Origin of the sequence: Lyticum sinuosum (assembly GCF_034471385.1) — a bacterium.
Taxonomy (GTDB): Bacteria; Pseudomonadota; Alphaproteobacteria; order Rickettsiales; family Midichloriaceae; genus Lyticum; species Lyticum sinuosum.
The window spans coordinates 194220-216190 of the sequence record NZ_JARGYU010000002.1 but is presented as its reverse complement, the minus strand read 5'-3'; the positions used below and the strand labels follow the sequence as shown (position 1 = coordinate 216190).

The 21971-nt window shown below is 23.8% G+C and carries 15 protein-coding genes; 6 read left to right on the top strand and 9 right to left on the bottom strand.

Going from position 1 to position 21971, the window contains the following annotated elements:
• Complete coding sequence (gene secF, locus Lyticum_RS02730) at window positions 1-1062, bottom strand: protein translocase subunit SecF (protein ID WP_322498806.1); 1062 nt, start codon at window positions 1060-1062, stop codon at window positions 1-3.
• 259 nt (window positions 1063-1321) lie between these two features.
• Between secF and Lyticum_RS02725 the strand changes: the two genes are divergently transcribed.
• Window positions 1322-2350: a hypothetical protein gene (locus Lyticum_RS02725; RefSeq protein ID WP_322498805.1), complete on the top strand. Its 1029-nt coding sequence runs from the start codon at window positions 1322-1324 to the stop codon at window positions 2348-2350.
• Between the two features lie 314 nt (window positions 2351-2664).
• Entirely contained in the window at window positions 2665-3363 is a 699-nt protein-coding gene (locus tag Lyticum_RS02720; RefSeq protein WP_322498804.1) for an HD domain-containing protein, read from the top strand.
• A 64-nt stretch (window positions 3364-3427) separates the two neighbouring features.
• Here Lyticum_RS02720 and ftsH read toward each other — a convergent pair whose 3' ends face one another.
• The 3 genes from ftsH to Lyticum_RS02705 form a co-directional block, all read right to left on the bottom strand.
• Window positions 3428-5356 (bottom strand): ATP-dependent zinc metalloprotease FtsH, encoded by a 1929-nt coding sequence (gene ftsH, locus Lyticum_RS02715; RefSeq protein WP_322498803.1) that lies wholly within the window; start codon window positions 5354-5356, stop codon window positions 3428-3430.
• 293 nt (window positions 5357-5649) lie between these two features.
• A complete protein-coding gene (ppsR, locus tag Lyticum_RS02710) occupies window positions 5650-6567 on the bottom strand; it encodes a pyruvate, phosphate dikinase/phosphoenolpyruvate synthase regulator (RefSeq protein WP_322498802.1) in 918 nt (305 codons plus the stop codon).
• Between the two features lie 74 nt (window positions 6568-6641).
• A complete protein-coding gene (locus tag Lyticum_RS02705; RefSeq protein ID WP_322498801.1) occupies window positions 6642-7115 on the bottom strand; it encodes a Fur family transcriptional regulator in 474 nt (157 codons plus the stop codon).
• Between the two features lie 140 nt (window positions 7116-7255).
• Between Lyticum_RS02705 and nuoI the strand changes: the two genes are divergently transcribed.
• Both nuoI and Lyticum_RS02695 read left to right on the top strand, forming a co-directional pair.
• Entirely contained in the window at window positions 7256-7747 is a 492-nt protein-coding gene (nuoI, locus tag Lyticum_RS02700) for an NADH-quinone oxidoreductase subunit NuoI (protein ID WP_322498800.1), read from the top strand.
• Window positions 7748-7817: 70 nt separating this feature from the next.
• On the top strand, window positions 7818-8810 hold the full coding sequence (locus Lyticum_RS02695) for a hypothetical protein (RefSeq protein WP_322498799.1): 993 nt from the start codon (window positions 7818-7820) through the stop codon (window positions 8808-8810).
• Window positions 8811-9009: 199 nt separating this feature from the next.
• On the opposite strand, the gene Lyticum_RS02690 is transcribed toward Lyticum_RS02695, so the two are convergent.
• The 4 genes from Lyticum_RS02690 to mrdA form a co-directional block, all read right to left on the bottom strand.
• A complete protein-coding gene (locus tag Lyticum_RS02690) occupies window positions 9010-9780 on the bottom strand; it encodes a hypothetical protein (protein WP_322498798.1) in 771 nt (256 codons plus the stop codon).
• 44 nt (window positions 9781-9824) lie between these two features.
• A complete protein-coding gene (infB, locus tag Lyticum_RS02685; RefSeq protein ID WP_322498797.1) occupies window positions 9825-13196 on the bottom strand; it encodes a translation initiation factor IF-2 in 3372 nt (1123 codons plus the stop codon).
• A 248-nt stretch (window positions 13197-13444) separates the two neighbouring features.
• Window positions 13445-13993, bottom strand: a complete 549-nt coding sequence (gene pgsA / locus Lyticum_RS02680) for a CDP-diacylglycerol--glycerol-3-phosphate 3-phosphatidyltransferase (protein ID WP_322498796.1) — start codon at window positions 13991-13993, stop codon at window positions 13445-13447.
• Between the two features lie 252 nt (window positions 13994-14245).
• Window positions 14246-16042 (bottom strand): penicillin-binding protein 2, encoded by a 1797-nt coding sequence (gene mrdA, locus Lyticum_RS02675; protein ID WP_322498795.1) that lies wholly within the window; start codon window positions 16040-16042, stop codon window positions 14246-14248.
• An 800-nt stretch (window positions 16043-16842) separates the two neighbouring features.
• Here mrdA and lon point away from each other — a divergent pair.
• Both lon and Lyticum_RS02665 read left to right on the top strand, forming a co-directional pair.
• A complete protein-coding gene (gene lon, locus Lyticum_RS02670) occupies window positions 16843-19449 on the top strand; it encodes an endopeptidase La (protein WP_322498794.1) in 2607 nt (868 codons plus the stop codon).
• Between the two features lie 251 nt (window positions 19450-19700).
• Entirely contained in the window at window positions 19701-20294 is a 594-nt protein-coding gene (locus Lyticum_RS02665; RefSeq protein ID WP_322498793.1) for an LOG family protein, read from the top strand.
• Window positions 20295-20559: 265 nt separating this feature from the next.
• Here Lyticum_RS02665 and Lyticum_RS02660 read toward each other — a convergent pair whose 3' ends face one another.
• A complete protein-coding gene (locus Lyticum_RS02660) occupies window positions 20560-21699 on the bottom strand; it encodes a flagellar basal body P-ring protein FlgI (protein WP_322498792.1) in 1140 nt (379 codons plus the stop codon).
• Between the last annotated feature and the right edge of the window lie 272 nt (window positions 21700-21971).

The window sequence follows — 21971 nt, the reverse complement described above, 5'->3', positions numbered from 1 at the left end:
TTACAATTTCTTATTATATTTAAATAAATTATTATTTAGTAAATTATTAAAAAAATATTTTTTAGGCATTAAAACAGCAGTAGATATATAAACTGAAGAATAAGTGCCAAATGCAATACCAAAAAAAATTGCACTGCCAAATCCATGTAATACATTTCCTCCATAAACAATTAATGAAAGACAAACAGCTAATGTTGTACCAACTGTCATTATTGTTCTAGATAATGTTTCATTTAAACTGGTATTGATTATTATCTCTTGTGATTTATTAATAAGTTTATTTTTATTTTCACGAATACGATCATAAATTACTACACTATCATTTACAGAATACCCAATAATCGTCAAAATTGCAGCAATTGAAGTTAAATCAAAATCATACCCAGTTACAGAATAAAATCCTAACGTTATAAAGATATCATGAAGTAAAGACACAACAACTCCAACAGAAAATCTCCATTCAAAACGGAACCATATATAAATAAGAATTACTAAAATAGCGATTAATAATGATTTTAAAGCATTAATAAAAAAATCACTTTCAGCTTTTGGTCCTACATAATCAAAACGATTGATTTCAGCTTGTTTTCTTAATATATAATCTTTATTATTTAATTCTTTATCTGAAGATTCAAGTAATACACTTGTTTTTGAAATATTATATATACCAGATAATAATTTTATAATTTGTGATATATCATCTTCTTTACTAGATTTAGAATGTATTCTTAAAGTTATATTATATTGTTGTAATTTTTTATCTAAAAAATCAGAATTTAATCTTTTAGTATCATTGTTTATTTGAGAATATTGAATTATAGAGTTTGGATAAATATTATTTAATTTATGTCTTATAAAATCAATATCATTTTTAATGTTATCACTATAAGCGGATACCTCAATAAGAGATCCTCCTGAAAAATCTATCCCTAAATTTAAACCTTTGTTTATTAAACAAAATATTGAATATATTGTAATAATACAACTAAAAATACAAAAAAATGGAATATATTTTGTAAAATTAATATAATAATGTTTATTAGAAATATGATTATTATTCATTTTTATTTTAAATTATGATTTTTTATAGCTGCTTATATGTTAAGCAGATTTATTTGTTTATTGATAGTATCTTTCTTATTTGATAGAGGATCTTTTTATTATAATTTATTAATTAATATATCAATTTTATGAATATTCTTTATAAATAAAAATTTATAATAAATTTTATATAATAAATATATATAATTATATAAAACTATGTTATTTAATATAATTATAATGTTTTTACTGTTTTATAATTAATACTTAAGAATTATTTATGTTATACAAAAATAAGAATTTTAATAATATTTTATTTAAAATAAAAAAATTTTTTATTGAAAATTATCAATTTCATAATCTAATAATTTATGATAAAATTACATTTTTAAATAAAAGTGGTAATGAAGAAAATATTAATTGTACAATAGCAATTGATATTAATAATTATAATAACACTCAAATTTGTATTAATAATTATTATTATAATAATAATGTTTTTAAATTAAAAGATTTATTTATCTCTCATGAGATTTTTAATCAAGATTTAACAAAAAATAAATTAATATTACCTTTTATTAAAAAAGGAATAAGTAATATAGTATTAAAAGGAAAATACTATGAGTTATATAAAGAATATAGGGAAAAATTTCATGAAGAAAAATCATTCTGTATTAGGACTCAAATAATTCATGATTTTTGTGATCATTTACTAATGGATCTCAATAATAGTTTTAAAGAAAAAATAAGTCTCAAAATAATATTTTTTGATATTTTTTTAAAAATATTAAATTATACATATTCTTTTACAAAATCTATACTCTCAAATATATTTTCTACTATAAAATTAGGAATAGTTAATATGAATAATATTTTGATACATCATTTTTATTCATTAAAGAAAAGTATCAATTCTTTTTCTTATAAAAAAAATGTAGAACTAGCTTTTGATTCCGAATTCTATTTTATAAATGAAAATGATATACATTCTTTTGCAAATAATACCACTTTTACAGATTATACTAATAAAATTTTAAATGTTGAAATTAATAATAATAGAATTAAAATAGATGGAGTTGATATTACAGAAGAGAAATGGGTTGTTGTGAGAAAAATTCAACAAGATAAAAACGAATATGTAATGACGAATAAAAAATTTAATGATAAATATCATTTGGTCTTTAAAAACCCAGATTGTCAAAAAAAATCAAATTCAAAAATAACTACTAAATCTGTTATAGATTTTTTTGTAAAAAAATATAGATGTCAAAAGTCTATATCAAAAAACAAATATTTTGATAAATTTTAAACAATTTAAACAAATATTAAAAATAATTATATAGTATAAATATTTTATATTTTATTAAAAAAAATATATATTTTAGATAGTTGAAATAAAAATGTATAAATTATTTATTATATTATAATATTTATAATAAAATAATTTTATGATTATATTTTTAATATATTTTAATATTTTTAGATTATATTTTATAATTATCTTGATTTTATTTATTAAAAAAAATATTATATATAATATATACTAATATTATATAATTAATGTTAAATTTATATAATAAACAGAATAAATTGTTTAACATTATAAAATTAATTTATAAAATCATGTCAAATTTTAAAATAAACAGTTCAAATATAGTATGTGATAATATCAACATACCTATAATTGATCCATATCATCCAGATTGGATTAATCAATTTAAAAATTGTGAATATGCAAATTTATTAATAAATAAATTAAAGTGTTTGCAAAAGAAAGAAAAAAATAAGAATTTAAATCATTATCTTATATTAAAAGCTATTTTTTATGCAAAATTCTATCACAAAGATCAAAAAAGAAAATCCGGAGAATTATATTATGTACATGCACTTAAAGTAACAGAAATGGTTGCTCATTATATCTTACGCACTGATCTTATTATAACATCAATACTACATGATACAGTTGAAGATACTCAATTAACCATTGAAATGATTAGTAATGCATTTGGGTATGATATATCTAATCAAATTCTTTATTTAACAAGAGTATATAATCAAGATAAAATAACAGCAGCGCAAATTGTTGAATACCTATTAGAAGATAAATATCATGATGTTTTAATTATTAAATTATTAGATAGAATACATAATATTATGACTCTTAATACAAAAGGTATTTCTAATACAGCAAAGACTATTCAAGAAACATTACATGCATTTTTGATATTATCATCTTATTTAGGTATAAAAAATGCAGAAGAAAAAATTACATTAATGTGTTTAGAATATAAAAATATATATAATAACAAAAAGAGCTCATAAAATTATACTTATAATTGCAATTGTAAAGATACTTATATTGATACTTATATACTAAAAAATTAATTTATACTGTCTCATTATCATTAGTTGTAGGAACAGATCGTTTTTTTACTTTACGACTATTTTCTTTTATTTTTTTTATTGATTTAGTATCAATACTAATATCATTGTTTCTAATTGGTTTTTTTCTTTCTTGCATACCAATAATTTCCATTATTTGGTCTTGATTTAACGTTTCATTTTCAAGAAGAGCTTTTGCAAGACTATGAAGCTGATCTATATTTTCCTGTATAATTCTTTTAGCTGTATTATATCCTTCTTCTACTAAAGATTTTACTTCACTATCTATAAGTTGACATGTTTTTTCAGAAAGATGACTACTTGCATTTACATTACCTTGTCCTAAGTAAATATCTTCTCTTTCTTCTCCCATAAGAACTGGACCAACTGCATCACTTAAACCCCATTGTGTAACCATACGCTTAGCTATTTGTGTTGCTGATTTTATATCGCCACTTGCTCCAGTTGTAACATTCTCTTTTCCAAATATTAATTCTTCTGCAGCTCTTCCTCCCATTGCAACAGCTAGATCAGAATGTAATTTTTCTCTTGTAATAGAATATCTATCATCTTCAGGAAGTCTTATTACCATTCCTAATGCTCTTCCTCTAGGAATAATAGTCGCTTTATGAATTGGGTCAGAATGTGGCATATGTAAGGCCACAATAGCATGTCCGCCTTCGTGATAAGCAGTAAGTTTTTGTTCTTCGACACTCATTATAATAGACCTTCTTTCTGGACCCATCATAACTTTATCTTTTGCAGCTTCAAATGTTGCCATATCTACAGTTTTATTATTGAGTCTTGCAGCAAGTAGAGATGCTTCATTGACTAGATTTGCTAAATCAGCACCAGTAAAACCAGGAGTACCACGTGCTATAAGATTAATATTAACATCTTTTGCTAGTGGAACTTTTTTCATATGTACATGTAGTATTTGCTCACGTCCATTAATATCTGGCAGTGGAACAATAATCTGGCGATCAAATCTACCAGGACGAAGTAATGCAGGATCTAGAACATCTGGTCTATTAGTTGCAGCAATTATTATAATACCATCATTAGCATCAAAACCATCCATTTCTACTAGAAGTTGATTTAATGTCTGCTCGCGCTCATCGTTTCCTCCACCCATCCCAATTCCACGGTGACGACCTACAGCATCAATTTCATCAATAAATATTATACAAGGACAATTTTTTTTTGCTTGTTCAAACATATCCCTAACTCTACTTGCCCCAACTCCTACAAACATTTCAACAAAATCAGAACCAGAAATGCTAAAAAACTTAACATCAGCTTCTCCAGCTATAGCCTTCGCTAATAATGTTTTTCCTGTTCCTGGTGTTCCTATAAGTAGGCATCCTCTAGGTATCTTACCCCCCAGACGTTGAAATTTAATAGGTTCTTTAAGAAAAGCAACTAATTCTTCTAATTCATCTCTTGCTTCATCTATTCCTGCAACATCATTAAATGTTACTTTACCACCATCCATAACTAAACGAGCCTTAGATTTTCCAAAACTCATTGCTTTTCCACCACCTTGAATATTTTTTATAAAATATATCCAGACTCCAATAAAAAGTAAAACTGGAAACCAAGATGCAATCATTCCTAGTACACTTTGAATTGGATTTTCAATAGGAAGGATTTCTACTTTTACAGAATGCTCAAGTAATTTATCTATCACCTTTGGATAAAAATATGGAGCACTTGTTATAAAAGTATTCAGATTTTGATCCTTAGCCTCAATACTATTACCTTGAATTGAAACCTCTCTTATATTTCCATTTTCAAGCCTTGTCATAAATTCAGAAAAGCTTATTTTATTTGTTCTCAATCCCATTTCTGAAACAGACATATATATTGTTATTACTGCTACTATAATTGATACCCATAATATAGTGCTATTTTTAAAACGAAAATTAAACATGAATTTTATTACTATTTTAAGCTATTATTTAAGTATATTTAATAGTTTTTAATTTATTAATTTTACTTCTTATATTTTAGTGTAATTAAGTTATATAAATTTAGATAAAAATCTATGCATTATTCTAAATTATATTTTGTATTTAATATTTTACATAACTATATAATACATAAATAAATTATATATGTAATTAATATGATATAAAATGTAAAACAGACATAGTCAAATTATTATTCTCTTGTTGTATAAATAAATAAAAATATTATTATATATATTATATATAATTTAAATTATTAAAATTTATTAATTTTTCTAACTATATTAATTATTTCAGCTGATATTTCCTCTATTGCTTTTCTTGTAATATCCACAATAGGAATATTATGAAATCTAAAAAACTGAATGGCTTTAACTATTTCCTCACGTGATTGTGTTATTGAAATATATTTTTTATAAATATCATTTTTACAAACATTTTCTGAATTTGAAAGATATTCTGATCTTTTTTCTCTAATATTTGTTAGTACTGATGGCGAGATAATTAATCCAATTTTAATAACTTCATCTAAATCTGAAATATCTGGTTCAATATCCGGGAAATATGGAATATTTGCTACTTTATATCCATGTCTTGACAAATATAAAGAAGTAGGAGATTTAGATGATCTAGAAGTACCTATTATAACAATATCAGCTTTATTATAATTTTGTCTATTTTGTCCATCATCATGATGAATAGCAAAATTAATATTATCTATTATTTTATAATAATCTTGATTAATATGATATTTACTTGGATAGTTAATATTTGGAGTTATACGTAATAATTCACTGATTTTCTGCGTAATTGGATCAATAGGACATATATAAGAAATATTATTTATTTTGCATTGTTTTATTAAATGATCAAGGCTAGGACTATCTGTCATAGTATAAAGTATAAGTCTTTGATCAAAACTATTAACTTCTTTTTTTATTTCAAAGATAATTTCATCAATTTGTGTGATTGTTCTTGTTAAAGGTCTTATTCTTTTTTCTATTTCTATTCCACTAAATTGTGACAGTGAGGCCTCAGATACTGTATTAACTGTTTCACCAGATGCATCTGAAACTAAATACATTAATAGTTTTTTTTTATTTGTATTAGTATTATTATATAATTTATTTATTTCCGAATTTTTAATTTCGTAATTTAGTATACTATTTTCCACAAATATATATATTTATATTATTTATTTAATTTTAAGAAAAGAATAAATAAAATTTTCCTGATTTTATTGATTTTTTATTTGTTTCTAACAAAAACATTTTTTTTATGAGAAAAAAGTCTATTTTTTTTTCTACCAAATAATTGAAGTTTATGATGAATAACATTATAACCTAATTTATCTCCTATTTTTTTATATATTTCTTCTATTTCATCTTTTTTTAATGAAAATTCTATTATTTCTCCAGTATCACTATCTATTAAATGTTCATGCATACTATAAATATCTGCTATCTCATATCTTGATTTATTTTGATAATCTATTTCTAACTTATATATTACACCGTATTTTTCAAGTAATGCAACATTTCTATAAACAGTAGCTATCCCTATTTCTGGATTTATTTTTTGAATTCTATAGTAAATATCTTCTACTGTTGGATGATCCTCAGAAGCTATTAGTATATTTATAATTGCTCTTCTTTGAGGAGTCATTCTAATTTTTAAATTTTTTGCGAGTTTTTCTAGATCGATGGACTCTAAATTCTTCATCTGGAATTTTTTAAGTAAAATATAAATCTTTATTGCTAATATATATCATATATCAGAACATATAGTATATTTTAATATATGTAATATCTATAAATATTGTATAATGTAAAGTAATTACATTAAAATTTTGGTTATTGAAAATGAAATATATAAAGTTAAAAAAAATAAAATGGTTAAATAATCTAGTACCAAGTACTATTATAATTGGCCTTATAACAACACTTAAATATATGTTGCAACGCAAGGTCACAATTAACTATCCATTTGATAAAGGCAAAGTTAGTAATAAATATAGAGGAGAGCATGCATTAATGTTTTATGATAATGGAGAGGAGAGATGTATTGGGTGTAAACTATGTGAAGCAATATGTCCATCTCAAGCAATAACAATTGATACAAAGCCTAGAGATAGTGATGGTTCACGTAGAACAACAAAATACGATATAGATATGTCAAAATGTATATATTGTGGATTATGTCAAGAAGCATGTCCTGTAGATGCAATAATTGAAACAAATAAATATGAATTTGTTATGGAGAAACGAGATGAGCTACATTATAATAAAGAAAAATTGTTAAAAAATGGAGAAATTCTGCTTAAAAACAATAAAAAATCTTTTATTAGGAAATAATAATTTAATTTTTATAAAAATATTGTTATTATTATATAATTAATATACAAAATTCAAATTAAAGTTTTTTATGAAAAATAATCAAGATACACAAAGTAAAAAAAATCCTTTTTTTAATAAATTAAGTAAAAATTTAAATGAATTTAGTCAAGCTCTAGACAAAAAATTAGAAAAAATAAAAGATCCATTAAAAAATACCAATAAAAATCTATTTGAAACAATTTTCGACGAAAAAGTAGTACAATTCGTGAATTTAGGAAAAAATGTTAATGGTTTAATCAAAGAAGCTGGAGAAAAATTCGATAATTTAGAAAAAACAGTTGGTAATGTAATAGAAGAAGGCAAAAAGGAATTCAATAATTTAGGAACAAATGTTAATGAGATAAAAGATGATATAAAGGAAACAGTAGAAGAGAAAGTCAATCAAGTACAAAATTTAGCTACTGTGATAAAAGAAAAAACAGATCAATTTTCTGATGATTTTAATAAAAAAATTGAAAAAATAGATCAAAAAGTTGGAGAATTATCATCAGTTGTCAATCAAAAACTTGATGAAGGTTTTCAAAAAATAGATGAAGGTATGGAAATTGCTGAGGTTGTAGTTCCAATATGTGGAAAGATATTAGAAAAAGATGCAAAAACATTTGGAGATTATGCAGCTAAAGAAGCGGTAGAAGTAGTTGAAAAAACTCAAAAGGTTATTAATGAAACAAAAGACCAATTAATTCAAGGAACTCAAAATGTTATTACTGAAGCAAGAGATAAAATTGATCAAGTTGCTATAAATATAAATAATATGAAAAAGGAAATGACTGGTACTTTAATTAATTTTCATAAAAAAATAAGTGAAATAAATAAACAATTGAATAATTTATTTTCAAATATTAAAAATTGCTCTGTAAAATTTAAACAAAATGTTGTAAATGGATTTAATTGTGTAACTAGAAGTATAAAAAATTATATACAAAATCAAATACGAAGATTAAAAAAGATCTGTAAATATAGCTTTTATGCTATTGTTACATTATGTGTTATTAAAACAATCAAAGGAATTATTAGATAGTGAGATTTAATTAATATATTTAGATTTTTTATATAAATATCAAAAATAAATAAAAAAAATATCAATTAATATAAAAATATCAAATAGAAAAATCTAACTTTAATTATAGAAAAGTTTTTTAAATCAAATAGAAGAATTCTATCTATGATAGTAAAAACACATCTTTACAGCAATACCTGATTTATTATAATTTATTATTTTATTTATTATATTTAAATTGAGTATATTCCATCCATAATGGAGATCTACTAAGTGAATTTTTAATTTCTTTTTCTAAATTATTTATAGATACTTCTATATTATTAATTTTTTCATTTTGAACTACATATGGATCATTAATATTATAAAAATCAGTGTTAGTATTAGTGTCAATAACAATACTGGTTAATGATTTATTTTCAGTATTTTTTATATCTTCTAATTCTTCTAATTTTGTATCCTTATTTATATTTTTTATTATATTACCATTTGAATAATGATTTGTATTATGATCATTATTTATTATTCCTCTAATCTCACCATGAACTAAATCTTCATCTTTTAATTTAAGATCTTCAGAATCATCAATTGATATACTGTCTTGTTGTGCAAATTTTGATTTTGGTGTTTCAAGAATTAATTTAATACTAATACTACTTTGTATTTGATGTGAATTTTTATTAATTATTTTTTCATTTATATCAGCTTTTTCAATAATAATTTTTAATTTTCCTATAGCTCCATATGATACAAACTTATTACTTATCCAATTTTTTATATTATTTTTGATTAAATTTTCATCTTCCGTAGTATTATCTTCCGTAGTATCATATACCTCTATATCATTTACGTTAAAACAAAATTTGTATATAGATATATCATTAGATTTTTCAGTATTAGGATGTTTATCAATTGTATTATTTGAAGAACAAGATGAAAAGATTATCGTAGATATAATTCCTATTATTATATTACGATAAACAAAAATCATATTCATATAATATAAAAAAATATTAAATATTATAGTTAGTATTATTATGATTTATTCGTATCTATTGTACGTTTTTCTTCGATCATATCATAAGCTTCTATCCTATCTCCTTCTAAAATATTATCATCTTCTATCATTATACCACATTCAAAGCCATATTTAGATTCTTTTACATCATCTTTTCCTTGACGTAAAGATTTTATTTTACTGGAAGAAATGATTATATTATTACGTAGTAATCTTATATTAGAGCTACGAGTAATTAATCCTTCTGTAATATAACATCCAGCAATTTTACCTATATTACTAATATTAAATATTCTTCTTACTTCCGCATATCCTGTAATATTTTCTTTAATAATAGGTTTTAACATACCGCCCATTATGGCTTTTACATCATTTATTAAATCATATATAATAGAATAATATCTTATATCAACACCTATTTTTTCAGCATATGCTTTTGCTAATGATGATGCTCTTACATTAAAGCCAAAAATAATTGAATTAGATGTAGATGCTAATGAAACATCAGATTCTGTAATTCCTCCAACATTCTGTAATATAATTTTAAGAGATATTTCTTCATTATTTAATTTATGTAGACTTTGTACTATTGCTTCAAGAGAACCTTTAACATCTGCTTTAATTATAATAATTAGTTCTTTTATAAGCCCATTATTTTGTTTAATGAGTTTTTCTATAGAACTAGTTTTAGTAACATTAGATAATTCTTGAATTTGCTTTTCACGAAAACTAGCAACAATCTTAGCTGTTTTCTCATCAGTTGTAACAACAAAGTCATCACCAGCTGTGGGAACAGAACTTAATCCAAATATCTCAACAGGAATTGATGGACAAGCTGATTTTATATGACGTCCTTTATCGTCAATCATACTCTTTATTCTTCCAAATGAAGATCCAGCAACAATATAATCACCTACTTTTAGAGTTCCTTTTTCTACTAAAAAAGTAGTACAAATACCTTTTTGTTTATCAATTCTTGCTTCTATAACATGGCCACGAGCTTTTTTATTAATATCAGTTTTTAATTCAAGAAATTCTGATAATAGAATGATTGCCTCTTCAAGTTTATCAAGACCATATTTTGTATGAGCAGATACTCCTATTACAATAGTATCTCCTCCCATATCATCGGGAATTAATTCATAATTCAAAAGAGAATTTTTAACTTTATCAAGATTAGCTTCAGGGTGATCGATTTTATTTATAGCAACTATTATTGGTACATTAGCAGCTTTAGCATGACTTATTGCTTCTATAGTTTGAGCTTTAATACCATCATTTGCAGCAATAACAATAACGACTATATCAGTTACTTTTGCACCTCTCATTCTCATTGCAGTAAATGCTTCATGACCAGGAGTATCAAGAAATGTTATAGATTCACCACTTTTAAGTTTAATATTATATGCTCCAATATGTTGTGTAATTCCACCAAATTCCTTACTTACTATATCAGTTGAACGTAAAGCATCCAAAAGAGATGTTTTTCCATGATCTACATGCCCCATAATTGTAACTACAGGAGCTCTTTTTACTGTAGTTTCAGGATTATTAGGAATTTCCTCTATTAACATCATAATTGAATCTTTTTCATTATTCGTTCTTTTTGGTTTATGACCATATTCTAAAACTAGAAGTTCTGCAGTATCTGAATCTATATTCTGATTTATAGAAGCAATTACACCAAGTTTTATAAGAGATTTTATTAGTTCTGTTGCTCTAACTGTCATGCGATTTGCTAATTCCTGTACACTAATTATTGGTGGAATTTCGACTTCTCGAATTACTTTTTCTGGAGTATAATCTTGCCTGTTAAAATTAGATTTATTTTTCTTTGATTTACCATATCTAGTTCTTGTTTTAAATCTGTTATATAATCCATCTTCAAAATCACTGCTATCATTAACATCAACAGTTGAAATTTGAGATGCTGATAACTTTTTTATATATGTTCTAGCAGATGTTTTCTTTGAAGATATTGATATTTTATTTCTTATTGATAAATTTTCATCAATTTTATTTGAACTTTTAGTTGATATTGGTTTAGATAAGTTATCATCTATTTTTGTATTATCATTCGTTTTACTATCTGTAGTTGATTTTTGTTTTGTTGATACATTTGTGTTTTCAACAATTTTGTTATTTTCATTAATAGAATTCTTTTTAGAAATTGTATTTTTTTTAGTAGAAAGACTAGTGTCGTTATTGGTATCTGAAGCATTAGATAAAGATGAAGTACGAGCCAAATAATTTAAATTAGTAACACCTCGTTTTTTTGTAGAGAATCTTAGAGTATTAATATTGCTATCCGTATTTGTATTATCTTTTATATTTATAAAATGAGATTCATTATTAGATTCTATAGGATAATCTATAAAATCGTTATTTAATTGACTATTATTACTAATATTATTTAATTGAGTATTATTACTACTAATACTAGTAGATATATTTTTAACTAGAATATCATGATCATTAGCATTAGATATAGCATTACTTTTTTCTTCGTTATCTATATTGCTTATATTAATACTATCAGTTGTATTATCATTTTTAGATACATCAGAAGATACATCAGAATTTATTCTATAGTTAGTATTTAATTCATAAATATTATTAATATAATCATTATTATCAATAATTTCAGAATTTTTAGAATTAGACATGTTTTTATTACTATAATTAATTATAAATTCTTTATTATCATCTAGTATAGTACTTTCATCAAATTTAGAAACATTAATATTTAATTCTTTATTATCTAATATCGATATATTTTCCTCAAATATATATTCATTCTGTTGGTTATCTTGTGTATTTTGTATATTATTCACATTTTTCAAATCTATAGAATCTGTTGAATTTTTACTTAAATACTCATTTTTATATATTGTATTTTGTTCATATTCTACTTCTGATTGTATGATATTTTTCTCTTGTTTTCCAATATTTAATAAATCTTTAGAATTTCTTTCATCTTTATCATAATTTTGATTATCTGTTAAATTGTCATCATTTATTGAATCATTTATAAGGAATTCATTATTTTCATTATTTTCAAGATTTTCATTGAAAAAAGTAGAATTACCTTCTTCCTTATCTAAAGAAATAGATTCAATTAAATTTCTTCTTGTATGAATTTCAGATTGTGTTAATTTATTATGTTCTATTTCTTTTTCTTTATTTTCAAATTCCGCATTATTTGGTGTCTTTTTACCACCTGATTTCATTACAACTATAACTTGATTAACTCTAGTAGTTTTATGATGATCAGAATTTAAATCCAAACTTGGTAAATTTATATTAGGATTAGGTACGTCTTTCTTGATACTAAGAACTCGACGTTTATTTGAATCTTTTACCTGATTAGTATTTTTATTATTATTCATTAATTAATTGATTTTGACCAAACTTTGTTAATAGTTATAACAACTATTTTACAGGACTTTATATAACTTTAATAACCATTTGTTAAATTTAAAAATTAAAGTTAGGATTATACTTAAGTCTCAGTAAAAAACAAGTAAACTATTATGAGTTAAATTAAAAAGATAAACTTATTTTTTAGATTTTAATAATAATACTACATTAAAAACAAATATTGTAATACTACTATTTTGGATCATGATGAATATTATTATATATGGTGAATGTTCTCTCTAACATATATATAGCCTGAAACAACCGTAAGAATAGCTGCAAACCATAATGCAAAAGATCCAACTGTTTTCAAATATGTCAACCCATCAACACTACTACCACATAATAGTATTATAATTGATGTCATCTGTAAAATTGTTTTTACTTTACCAATAACACTAACATTAATAATAACTTTAATTTCAGCCAAATACTCTCTAATTCCAGAAACAAATATCTCTCTACATAAAATAACTACAGTTGGTAGAACTGGTGCAATACCTTTACTAACCATCATTAACAATGTTGATGATACTATCATTTTATCCGCTATAGGATCTAACATACGTCCCAGATTACTATGTGCTTTCCATTTACGTGCTAATGCACCATCTATATAATCAGTTATACTTGCAAAAGTAAATATACTAACAGATAAATAGCGGGCTGTTTTAGTATCAAAATAAAAAGATATAACTAAAATAGGTATCAGAATAATCCTTATAATAGTTAAAATATTAGGTATTATTTTCTTTATTGCAGACAATTTTTTGATCAAATAACCAATTTAAATACTAGAAGACAATCAGCTTTTGAATATAGCATCTTGCTATAATTTTGTAAAGTTCATATATTTATTAGTATTGATTATTTTAATCGCTGTAAGATTTATAATTTTTATATGTATATTCTTGGATAAAAATAATATAGAAATTTTTACATCTAAAAATTTAATAGTTACATTTTTTTAAGTTAAATTTGTTGAAGTGAAAATTTTTACACTTAAAATTTTTTAATCTCATATTTTTAAGTTTAATATTTGATCAAAGATTTTCTTTACAATTGGTATAGAATTTCTACCCCAGCTTCCATTTTCTATAATTAATGCGATTGCATAACTATTCTGTATGTCTTCGTCTATAGTATTTATATTTGAATTATTATTATTTAAATAACTTAAATATGAAATTCCTTCAGAAGTATTATTATAATCATAAGACATATATCCTATAAAAATAGAATGTTCTTCTTTTCCTGATTCTGCTTTCAGTTTAGAGATTATTTGAGCAGTTCCTGTTTTACCAGCAAATGTAAATACATTTTTCTTTGCTTTTGGTACATTTATTTTATGTTGATCTACAACTTTTACCATTGCCTTTCTTATAATTTCTAAATTTTCGTTACGAAATGGTAGATCTATAGTTTTTTCGTTATTATTTGTAATCTTTAAACGTGGTTTAACCATTTTTCCACTACTTACACGCGCAATCATAGTTGCTAATTGAATCATCGTAACAAGAGTATATCCTTGTCCTATTGATGAATTTGTAGTATCTCCCATAGACCATTTTTTTCCAAATCTCTGGTATTTCCATGTTTCATCTGGGATAATTCCATTTGATTCAAATGGAATATCTATTCCTGTTTTCTGACCAAGACCTAATATATAAGCTATTTTTTTTATCTTAGATTGTCCAATTTTTCCTCCTATAGTATAAAAATACACGTTACATGAGTGTGCAATTGCTTGTGAGATATCAACAAAACCATGTCCAAATTTTCTCCAACAATGATAAAAACGTGAACCTACCATAATTCCTCCATTACAATATACTTTTCTATGTGGATCAATCCCATTTTCTAATGCAGCAATTGCAACAGCGATTTTAAAAACAGATCCGGGAGGATAGTTAGCACTTATACATTTATTTAAAAGTGGTGAATTTGAAGAATTTATAATATTTTGCCACTGTTTATAAGACATGTTATCAAAAATTTTAGGATCATAAGAATTTGTTGAGTACATTGCATTTATATAACCATTTTCTGGATTCATTATTACAATACTTCCTGTTTTTTCCTTAAGATTAAGTGCAACAATTTCTTGGATTTTTGTATTGATTGATATTTGTATTTTAGATCCTGATTTTGCTTTTAATGTGATTTCTTTTTTTATAATATTGCCTAAAGAATCAACTTCTAAATTTTGATTTCCTGTTATTCCTGATAATTCATTATCATAAAATTTTTCAATACCATTTTGTCCTTTTAAAGTATTATTTTCATAATATAATTGTCCATTAGATATTTTTCTTTCCATAATTACATATCCAATAACATGAGATAACAAATTCGCAAATGGATATATTCTCTGCTGAAATGCATTTATAATACAATGATCTAAGATATTATATTCTTCCTGTGCTATAACAATTTGCTCCCATAAAAGATTATCAATACTAGCTGTAACTTTTTTTGATTTTACAATTGATTTTATTTTAATATTAAATAATACCTCAAGATTATCTATAATTTTAATAGCTGTATTATATTCAACTTTGTGTAATCTTATTGAATATTTAACTATGTTTGTCGCTAATTTTTGATAATCTCTACTTATTATCTCTCCACGTGGACTATCTAAATGAATATTACGGAGTGAATTTTTTCTTGATAAAATACTATATTTTTCAGGATTTAAAATTTGCAGAAAAAAAAATCTATAAGCTATTATATTTAATCCTAAAAATTTTATTACTAAACCAATAAAACTTCTTCTAGAAAACGTTATATCTTTGTTTTTTCTATCAATCATTATATAAATTCATCTTTAAGTAATTTTAAATAAATATACAATTATCTCATTAAAATTATCAAATTATTCTTTTATTTTTTGTTACTTTTTTTATTATTATATATAGTATAGCAAATAATCTTTGCTATATCTTCGATAAACATGTTAGAATTTATATATATTAATTTACAGTTGCAAGAACTGATTGCTAAAAAACTTTTACTAAAAATAAAAATTAAAAATATAATATTATTATTTATTTGTATTAGTTTTTTTTCATTATAATGATTAAATTTTATAATAATATATACAAAAATGTACGATAAAATATTTTGTGATACTGTATTAAGATTAATAATTCTATCGAATAAAGAAATTAATAACAACATTTCTAAATTATTATATGTATTTAATATAGAAAATATAAAATTATCATAAACAATATTAAATAAACTTGATAATTGTTTTTGTGATATTATGTTGTTTATGCATGAAAATAAAAATAATAATAGAAATTTTTGAACAATGTAATTTTTGAGTAATGTTTTCATAGAATCAGTTTAATGTGACTTTTAATTTTTATATAAGCTGTTTTTTTAGTAAGTGAAATATTTGCATTAATAAAAATAACTTTTATAAATGTAGATAATATAAATAAATATGTACCAATATAGTATAATTTTTAACTTTATGATCAAAAATATATATATTATTATCTTAAATATTTTAATTATAAATATTATTTGCAATAGTAAACCTTACTAATTTAGATTTAGCTTTTTTATTAATTAAAAGGATTTATTTAATTTCAGTTTTTTAAGATGGAAAATACTAATAATAAGATCAATAAAACAAAATTAACCATTAGTAAAACAACTAAAGGGAAATATGAAACTTATCCTGTTGTTCCTCTGAGAGACATGGTGATGTTTCCTAGAATGATTGTAACTATATATATAGGAAGAGAATCTTCTATATCTGCTCTTAGTAAAACAAATAATACTGATAATAAAATATTGTTAGTTGCTCAGAAAGATTCTACAATAGATAAACCTGATGCTAAAGATCTCCATAAAGTGGGAGTTATAGCAAAAGTATTGCATACACTAAAATTAAATGAATCAGGAACGAGAAACATTAAAGTATTAGTAGAAGGTCAAAGTAAATGCTCAATCCATAGTTTTAAAACAGAAGAGGATTGTTTATTTGCTAAAGTAAAAATTGTAGAAACAACTAATGGTAACTTTTCTGAAGATGAAATCAAAGTGATGAGAAGGAGCCTAGTAGAAGAATTTGAAATATATGTTAGGAATAATAGAAGAATTAGTATTGATATCTTAAATGGAATTTTACAACTTAAAGAAAATGATACTTTATGTAATGCAATAAGTGCACATATGCCTTTATCTGGAGCAAAAAAACAAGAAATTCTTGAGCTCCCAAATGTTTACAAGCAGATGGAAAGTTTATTAGTTTTTATTAAGTCAGAAATAAATTTCAATGAAGCTGGAAGAAGGATTCAACAAAGAGTTCAAAAACAAGTAGAAACTAATCAAAAACATTATTTACTTGGTGAACAATTAAAAGCTATTTATGCAGAGCTAGGAGAAAATAATGTACATGAAGAATATAAACAGCTTAAAGATATAGCAGAAAAAAGTGGTATGCCCAGCTCAGTACGTAAAAAATTTGATATCGAATTACAAAGACTGAAGTCAATGAGTCCAATGTCTGCAGAAGCAAATATTAGTAGAGTTTATATTGATTGGTTAAAAGATATTCCTTGGAATAAAAAGTCAAACTTAGTTAATTCGATGGATTATGCTGAAAACATTATGAATACTGATCATTATGGTTTGAGTAAAGTTAAAGATAGAGTTTTAGAGTATCTTGCTGTTATGATGCGTACTCAAAAATCTTTAGGTACTGTAATTTGTTTTGTTGGTCCTCCTGGCGTTGGTAAAACATCTCTAGCTAGGTCAATTGCTAAAGCAACAGGTAGAGAATTTGGAAAGATATCACTTGGTGGAATAAGAGACGAGGCTGAAATAAGAGGACATCGTAAAACATATGTTGGAGCCATGCCTGGTAGAATAGTACGTATTTTGAAAGATCTTGGGGTAAATAATCCTATAATATTATTAGATGAAATAGATAAGATAGGTGGATTGTCTGAATATCGTGGAGATCCTTCAGCAGCATTATTAGATATTTTAGATCCAGAACAAAACAAATACTTTAGCGATAATTATTTAGAAGTTGAGATTGATCTTTCAAGTGTTTTATTTATTTGTACAGCTAATAGCTTAAATATATCTAGGCCATTACTTGATAGGATGGAAATAATAAAAATATCTGGATATGTTGAAGAGGAGAAAATTGCTATTGCTAAAAATCATTTAATGAAAAAGCAATACAAACTAAATGGTATATCTGAAAATGAACTAATTATAGTAGATAATGCTATAGAAGATATAATTCGATATTATACAAGGGAATCTGGTGTTAGAAATCTTGAAAGAGAAATATCTAAAATAATGCGTAAAAGTGTTAGGAATTTAATTTCTAAAGAAAGTTGTCAAATAAATGCTTTTGTAGAAGGATCAAATAATAATATATCTAATCAAGAGAATACCTCTTCAATTTTAATTGAAAATAATCCAATACTACTATCTATATCTTCAGATAATCTTAAAGAATTTCTTGGTAATCGTAAATATAATATAGGCTTAATCGATAAAAAAGATGGAATAGGCTTATGTAATGGATTAGCTTATACAGAAGTTGGTGGAGATTTGTTGCCTATAGAAGTTCTTATTGTTCCTGGGAAAGGAGAAGTAAAAACAACAGGAAAACTAGGAGAAGTTATGAGAGAATCTATAATGGCAGCTTGGACTCATATTAAATATTGTTGTTCTGATTTAAATATTCCATCTCAATATTTTGAGAAACATGATTGCCATGTTCATGTTCCTGAAGGAGCTGTACCAAAAGATGGTCCATCTGCTGGATGTGCTATTGCAACTGCAATAATATCGAGTATAACTAATATACCAGTTAGACGTGATATTGCAATGACTGGAGAAATAAGTTTACATGGTAAAGTTTTACCAATAGGAGGATTAAAAGAAAAAGTAATAGCTGCAGCTATGGGTGGAGTATCCTGTGTGTTTATACCTCAAGAAAATGTTAAAGATCTAGAAGATGTTCCACAATCTGCAAAAGATGCTATAGAATTTATTTCTGTATCATATATTCATGAAATATGGAGTAAGGCGCTTCTATCACCTATATCTAATCATAGGAATACATTTGCTATAAAAAATGATCCAATTGTTGATATTAATGGCTTAATTAATAAATGTGATATTAAGAATGAAAAAAGAAATAAAAGAAAAAATATAATCAATCCTTCTTGTTTTAGTTAAAATATAATATAAAAATCTAATATATTTGATAAAATAATAAATAATCAATTTATAATGAAAATATAAATTATATATTAATATAATTATATATATTTTTTTTATTAAGTATATTAATGATAATATATTTTTTAGAATAAATGAATTATCACAAAATAATATAATATTATAAAAGAATATAAACAAAAGTCTTGCAATATCATATAAAATATTGCTAATAAAATTGATGGTATTATTATTATTGCAATGCATAAATGACAAAAGAATTAAATCAAGATTTAACACAAAAACATAAAAAATATTCAAAAATAGTATGTGTTTTTTGTGGATCTAATAATAATGTAGATGAAAAGTATCTCAAACTTGGATATGATTTAGGAGTTGGATTGGCTAAAAATCATTTATCAATGCTTTATGGTGGATCAAATAGTGGAATTATGAATAGCTTAGCACAAGGTACTATAGATGCTAATGGAAAAAGTATAGGTGTTTTTCCTGATAAGATTTTTGGAAGATTTGAATTAGCTAATCCAAATATAACAGAAATGATAAATGTTCCAGACTTATTTACTAGAAAAATGGTTATGATTGAGAAATCTAATGCTTTTGTTATACTACCAGGAGGTTATGGAACATTAGACGAGATGTTTGAAGTTATGAATTTACAATCTATAGATTTGATTAAAAAACCTATTATTGTTGTGAATTATCAAGGATTTTGGAATACATTGATACGTTTATTGTTACATATTGAAAGGGAAAGATTTACACATAGAAGATTAACAGAAGTATATATTGTTTCTAATATAGATGAATGTTTATCTAAATTAAATATTTCATTTCAATAATACAATTAATATTAATAATTAATTAAATCTTAAAATTATATCTTTATATATTAGATTTTTTATAATTATTCATTATTTCCTTTATAAAGATTGAAAATAATCTGTAAATGATCTAATAATTAATTAAATCTTAAAATATATAATTAATTTAGTATAATTACAGTATAATATTATAATAAGAATATTAATATGTTTATTTATTATTTTTTTTATTAAAATTGAGAATTCTAATTTGTATTAAAGAGATATTATTAATATTTTTATATTATTTAATTTCAATAGTAGCTTGTAGAGCACCAACTTGCTGAATTGATTTTAAAATAGCTATCATATCAGATGTTTTCACACCTAAACTATTGAGTCCATCTACTAAATCACTCAGTGTTGTGCTTTCTTTAATCATCATCATTTTAGTTCCAGGCTCAGAATCTCTCGGAGGAAGATCATTTTTATTATTTGACATAAGCCATTCAAATTTGTCAATTTTATCAACTTTTACAATTAAGTTATTATTTGATACAGCAACATTACTTATTGTAACATTATCACTAAAAACTATCGTCCCATTTGTTTCATCTATAACAATTTTAGCTACTTGATCTGGACTAACCATAAGTGTTTCTATTTCAGCTAAAAGTCCAACTACGTTATTCGAATATTGAGGTGGAATATTTATCACGACTGTACCTGGGTCTTCAGCTTTTGATATATCACTTCTAATAGAAGAATTTATAGCATTAACTATTGCTCTTGCTGTTGTTATATCAGGATTTTTCAGTGCAAGATGTAATGTAGATAAATTATTAAGTGAAAATTCTATTTCATTCTCAACTATTGCACCATTTGTTATATAACCAGTTGTCATTATCGATTTATTATTTCTTTTTTTTTGCTGTTGATCTTCTATTTCTCCAAGACTAATTTGCCCTTGTGCAATAGCATAAACTTCTCCATCTGCTCCTACTAATTGTGTTGCTAATAATACTCCACCTTTTAAGCTCTTAGCATCACCTAATGTACTAACAGAAACTGACATGCGACTTCCACTTCTTGCGAATGGTGGAAGATTAGCTGTAACCATAACTGCTGCGACATTTTTAGTTTTTAATGTACTATTATCAGTACTATAAACATTATTTTTGACACCCATACGACCAAGATATGAGCGAAGAGTACTTTCAGTAAAGCCTGTATTAGTTAAGTTATCTCCTGTGCCATTAAGACCAACTACAAGACCATATCCAGCTAACATATTATCTCTAACACCCTCAAAATATACTATATCTTTAATTCTACTATCAGCTATTGAGTAATTACTGTATGGTGTGTAAATGAATATAAAAAAAAAGGTAATAAAATATAGAATAGAAAATATTTTATTAGTCACAAGTTTTCTAATTAACATTTTTTATCAAATTACAAAATTTTTTTAATTATCATTAGTAAATAACTCATATAAATCTTTGTCAAATATTTTATTAAATAACTAATTAAAAGATATTTATTGTTTAAATATAAATAAAAATACTATTCTGATAGTATTTAACACTAATTTGTATATTTTTTATATTATAAATATTTATAAATAATAATTTTATGATTAAGAATTTTTTCTTTTAATAATTAAGAATATATCTAAAAATTTAGATTTTCTGCTGATACAAAAAATTATAAATT